This is a genomic window from Kinneretia sp. DJ1R-11 (genome assembly GCF_025717595.1).
Taxonomy (GTDB): domain Bacteria; phylum Pseudomonadota; class Gammaproteobacteria; order Burkholderiales; family Burkholderiaceae_C; genus Paucibacter_A.
Window position 1 is genome coordinate 1 of sequence record NZ_JAJIRR010000028.1, and the last position, 4329, is coordinate 4329.

Below are 4329 nucleotides of genomic sequence, written 5' to 3' on the forward strand. Positions count from 1 at the left end.
ATCGGACGCAGGAGCGCAAGTACATCATCTGGAATCAACGCGTATTTTTTGTCGGTCCAACGCCACGCCAGCTTGTGCTCTCGAATGTCCATGGATTCAATGTCTAACGTGAAAGTGAGCGGACGCCGAAGGCGGTCCGCTCGAATGTCAGGTTATAGGTCAGCATGCGCGAATACTCTTAGTTTCGCGAGCCGGATTGTGGGGCCAGCACCATCCAGTGGACGAAGCTTGGTACTTCCGAGCACGATCATCGACAAGCACAGCCTGACAGTGAAATGGACGACACCCGGCATGTTTACCAAGGAACTCTGGCATGGCAGTAGCGGACTCGAACTGAACATCTACCGCAGCCGATGAAACCCAGCAGTCAGGCAGTTGCAACTTGACCAAAAGTAGTCTTAGGAACTCCCGATACGATCTGACGACCGACGCTACGGGTTCGTCGATTTGCTTGTCGTCGTGTGGCATCAGGTGAATTGATACTTGAAGCGATCCAACCTCGATTGCTCGTCGATAGAGCTGACCCATCGCCCAGTATCCGTTGACGTCGTTGTTCCTGCTCGAGAAAGAGCCGGCGATGGCGTTAGCAACTACGGTCAGCTCACGTCGACGAGGCATGGGTTCGATGACCTATAACGTTTGACATGAGGGGCATGCGACAGCAGGTGAAGCCTGATGTTGCATGTCCCCTCGATGGAAGGGTTAGGCCACGCGCTCATGCCAGCTCCAGCATGACCAGATCCTCGGCTTCGCGACCACCAGGCCCATGTTCGCGAATGATCTCAAGCAACCAGTCAAACACGGTGGTGCCTTCGCGATCTCGGGCCGAAGCTAGCTCTTGCTCAACTTGCGGCCTGTTTGAAAGGTGACAGGAAGCCAGTCGACGCTCGAGAACTCGGGCCGTTTCCTCATACCCCAACCGTTCCTGAGACACTGCGTGGTTCTTCCAGCGGAGTACGAAGCCACCGTCCGGGGTTCCGAATCCGCCGCGCAATACGTCGTTGAAGGCGTCGAGGTTCGTGCCCCACGGGGTGCTACCCGCCTGCTCCCCAAAATGGGCGAAGAACTCTTCCAGCGTGCCGAAAAGCGCTCCGTCAATTTGCACAACTACCACCATGCCTCCTCGGGGGCCTAACGTTGAAGCTGAGGGGCCGCAGCCAGCTGGCCGCGCGGAGCTGAAAATATACAGGCAGCGTAGCGCGGCCAGCTGGCGGAGGTCCACTCGAGCGAGGGGTTAGGCCGCACTAGGCACAAGCTGGCGCTGAAGCCAGACGGAACTTATGTACTGACCACGCTTCACCGCGTACTCAGTGAAAACTCCCACTTCGGTGAAGCCGAACTTTTTGTGCAGTTTCACTGACGCTTCGTTAGGCAGTGCGATGCCAACGACGGCGCAGTGCAAGTTCTCCGCGGCGAGCGTGGGAAATAGCGATGCGTACAACGCGGTACCAACACCTAGACCAGACTCTCCCGGCGCGGTGTAAATGCTGGTCTCTACCGTTTGGCGGAACGCTGGGTGATCTCGGTAGCGCTGGCTACTGGCAAAGCCGTGAACTCGGCCTCCATCAGTAGCCACAAGAAGGCGATAGGGGCCAGACACAGAGAAGGATGCGATCCAGCGGGCCACAGTCTCCGCAACCAGCGGCTCCTCGTCGAAGACGGCGAAAGAAGAAGTGACGTAGTGATTGCGGATGTGAAGGAGCGCCTCGCAATCTTCAGCGGTGGCAGGACGAATCTGCATGAGTGTGCGGCCTAACGTTGAAGCTGAGGGGCCGGAGCCAGCTGGCCGCGCGGAGCTGAAGATACACAGGCAGCGTTGCGCGGCCAGCTGGCGTAGGTCCACTCGAGCGACCAGTTAGCCGTCAGCTTCACAGCCCATCCTCCGTGGCCGACAGCCAATCCTGAAAGTGCTCTCGAGCCAACTGTGCCGCTTCCGGGCTGGGGAAAAACAGGTCGGCACCTCCATCGTAGGGAGCGTAAATGCGGCGTCGTTGAACATCAGCGAACAGTACTGGTCCAGTTCTATCGTCCGCGACAGCAAGGAAAAGCTCGTTGAAGGCGCCCTTCTGCCATCTAACTGGCAGATCGAAGAACTGGAATTCGTCGTCCTCATCTCCGGCAGACAAAAAATGCACCGGTGTTCTGCCATTCAGCGGCAATTCCTCAAATGACCACGCTCGGTTCTCGCCGAAGCGAGTGATGAGCAAATGGCAATCGGCATCGTCTCCTAGGACGTAGCTTGCGGCGGCATTCTGGCGATCGAGTAGCTCAGCTCGCTCAACCTCCGTCTCCGCATACCGCTTCGACTCTGAAAGGCTATGAATACGCAGCCACCGATCTGCCAATGTCTCTCGACATAGGAAGCCCGCAGGCAATGCGTCGCCAAAGCTGGCACGCCACTCGGTCGCGAAAGGAGGCATTTGCATCTGATGGCTAACGTGAAAGTGAGCGGACGCCGAAGGCGGTCCGCTCGAATGACAGGTTGGGCCGCAACTCACTCATAGATCTTCCCTGAGTAAAGGAAAAGTGCGAATTGTTTCCATGGGCTAGAAGTCGCTAGACCCTGGTGCAAACCGAAGTTGCTGTCTTCGGCCCATGCAACTGCTGACTCCAGAAAGGACTCAATGGATACATTCTCCCAGCCGCCAGCATCGGGTCCATAGGGCGATGCGGGTGATTCGATCTCCGCCTGAACCGCAGCAGCACGGTCTCTCGCAAGCGCCCGAGCAAAGGCCAGGAAAGACGCTTGGTCCGTAACGCGATCTAGTTGTTCGTCTAGTTCCATCTCGCTATGCACTTGCGGCCCAACGTGAAAGCTCAGCGGACGGCGAAGCCGTCCGCTGCAGCGACCGGTTGGACAGCAGCGCCACTAGTGCGCTCCCCACAACGCTTTGCCGATGATCATGCCAACAAAGCCGCAGGGGAGCGGAATCGTTGTGGAAAATCCAAGAATGGTCCCGATCGCCATATCACGGCGACTCTTCTCAATGTGACCAAACGCGGCAAGTAGAGCGTAGGCACCTACCAGACTGAGGATTGCGAAGCCCCAGAAGCCTGCGTTGGTCCCACCAGCAAGAATCCCTCCGATAAACCCGCCCGCGCCCATCACGACAATCGGGTGGCCTTCAGGTTCGCGCTCTGTGCCCATGCTGTTCAACGTTCGAGCTAACCGGCCCGCGACGGCAGGACGCCGAAGGGCCAGAATGGAATGAGGCCCGTAGGTGGCGTGCCGTAGTGGGTCCGGTTGAGAGAAAGGTTAGAGCGCATTTCGAACCTGCCCAACTGCTTTGCAAAGGAGATATCCCATCGGAACCACGCCAAAGACCAGTGACACTGCGAGGCTGAGAATCGTCCCTGAAGCGAGGCCCGGGCGCAGCACTGATAGGGTTGGTTGGTCCGGAGAGTAGTAAACCCGCGTTGGCCCGACCGGAAAATCGCGAAGAATGCTCGAATGACTCCAGGAGGAGCCGTATTGAACTCGTTGCCCTTGATAAGTAACTCCACCCGCGACAAATGTGTATCGCACTTGCGCACGGCTCTTCCCCCCGCCATCTGGGGATATGTAGTCTGAGAATGCAATATGGCCAGGAACTGAGGGCCAATTGACGGTTTCGTTCGCGCCTTCTATTTCGCCAAACGTCCTCTCAGTCAGGAACGCAGAAAACGATATGAAGGGTATGGAAAACAGCACGAGAAACACGGCGCGAATCCACGCAGCGGTGAGAGACGAAGCTTGAAGTGCCATGCGCTCTAACGTCTGAATTGAGCCGCGCCATATGGCGTCGGCTCGAATGAATGGTTAGCTGTCATTCTCTCGCCGCAACAAGTTCAGAGAGTAGCGACAGCTGACGGGTTGGAAATGGGTGTTCAATCCACTTTCCTAAGTAGCCCTCTGCGCCGTGCTCAGCGAGAACCGAAGCGGCAGCCCGTTGCACAGCAGCGGCAAATACAAGTGGGCGACAAGTGGTCGAAAGTAGGACCTTGCCGTCTGCATTCGGCTTGCATCCCCAAAGATCCTCGAACTCCAAAATTTGAAGTTGAATCTGATTGGGTTCAGTCTGTTCGATGACCCACCTGTATTCGCCAGGTTCTTCGTCGAACCCGAACGAAATGGACGCAAATCCAGAGAGCGCACTAAATGCGCCGACAACCAGGTTTCCCAATGCATCGGAAAGATACGAGGCCGAGATGCTGCACGATTTTTCTCCGTCTTCGATGGTGCACTTTGACCAGCCGGACCCGACCAACTCGTACGTGATTGAAAGTTGCATGACAGCTAACGTTTGAGATGAGAGGCGGCGCCCGGCTTGCCGGGTGACGTCCTCTCGA

7 protein-coding genes are annotated in these 4329 nt (G+C 57.0%); all 7 read right to left on the bottom strand.

The window, feature by feature from the left end; genetic code table 11:
- Positions 1 to 715: 715 nt before the first annotated feature.
- On the bottom strand, positions 716 to 1117 hold the full coding sequence (locus LNV23_RS23640; RefSeq protein ID WP_263565202.1) for a barstar family protein: 402 nt from the start codon (positions 1115 to 1117) through the stop codon (positions 716 to 718).
- 117 nt (positions 1118 to 1234) lie between these two features.
- Positions 1235 to 1741 (bottom strand): GNAT family N-acetyltransferase, encoded by a 507-nt coding sequence (locus tag LNV23_RS23645; RefSeq protein WP_263565203.1) that lies wholly within the window; start codon positions 1739 to 1741, stop codon positions 1235 to 1237.
- A 127-nt stretch (positions 1742 to 1868) separates the two neighbouring features.
- On the bottom strand, positions 1869 to 2420 hold the full coding sequence (locus LNV23_RS23650; RefSeq protein ID WP_263565204.1) for a DUF3885 domain-containing protein: 552 nt from the start codon (positions 2418 to 2420) through the stop codon (positions 1869 to 1871).
- A 74-nt stretch (positions 2421 to 2494) separates the two neighbouring features.
- The gene (locus LNV23_RS24160) at positions 2495 to 2785 is read right to left on the bottom strand and encodes a DUF7660 family protein (protein WP_505191019.1); all 291 of its coding nucleotides are present in this window, start codon (positions 2783 to 2785) and stop codon (positions 2495 to 2497) included.
- Between the two features lie 84 nt (positions 2786 to 2869).
- Complete coding sequence (locus tag LNV23_RS23655) at positions 2870 to 3157, bottom strand: hypothetical protein (protein ID WP_263565205.1); 288 nt, start codon at positions 3155 to 3157, stop codon at positions 2870 to 2872.
- Between the two features lie 99 nt (positions 3158 to 3256).
- Positions 3257 to 3745 carry a DUF3592 domain-containing protein gene (locus LNV23_RS24140; RefSeq protein WP_411910627.1) on the bottom strand — a complete coding sequence of 163 codons (489 nt, stop codon included), beginning with the start codon at positions 3743 to 3745 and terminating at the stop codon, positions 3257 to 3259.
- 61 nt (positions 3746 to 3806) lie between these two features.
- Positions 3807 to 4329: hypothetical protein (locus LNV23_RS23660; RefSeq protein WP_263565206.1), on the bottom strand; the 523-nt coding region annotated here is incomplete at its 5' end.

Bases quoted from the DNA above. Each gene is read 5' to 3' on its own strand.
- LNV23_RS23645 (WP_263565203.1), bottom strand. From the start codon at position 1,741: ATGCAGATTCGTCCTGCCACCGCTGAAGATTGCGAGGCGCTCCTTCAC.
- LNV23_RS24160 (WP_505191019.1), bottom strand. From the start codon at position 2,785: ATGGAACTAGACGAACAACTAGATCGCGTTACGGACCAAGCGTCTTTC.
- LNV23_RS24140 (WP_411910627.1), bottom strand. From the start codon at position 3,745: ATGGCACTTCAAGCTTCGTCTCTCACCGCTGCGTGGATTCGCGCCGTG.
- LNV23_RS23650 (WP_263565204.1), bottom strand. From the start codon at position 2,420: ATGCCTCCTTTCGCGACCGAGTGGCGTGCCAGCTTTGGCGACGCATTG.
- LNV23_RS23640 (WP_263565202.1), bottom strand. From the start codon at position 1,117: ATGGTGGTAGTTGTGCAAATTGACGGAGCGCTTTTCGGCACGCTGGAA.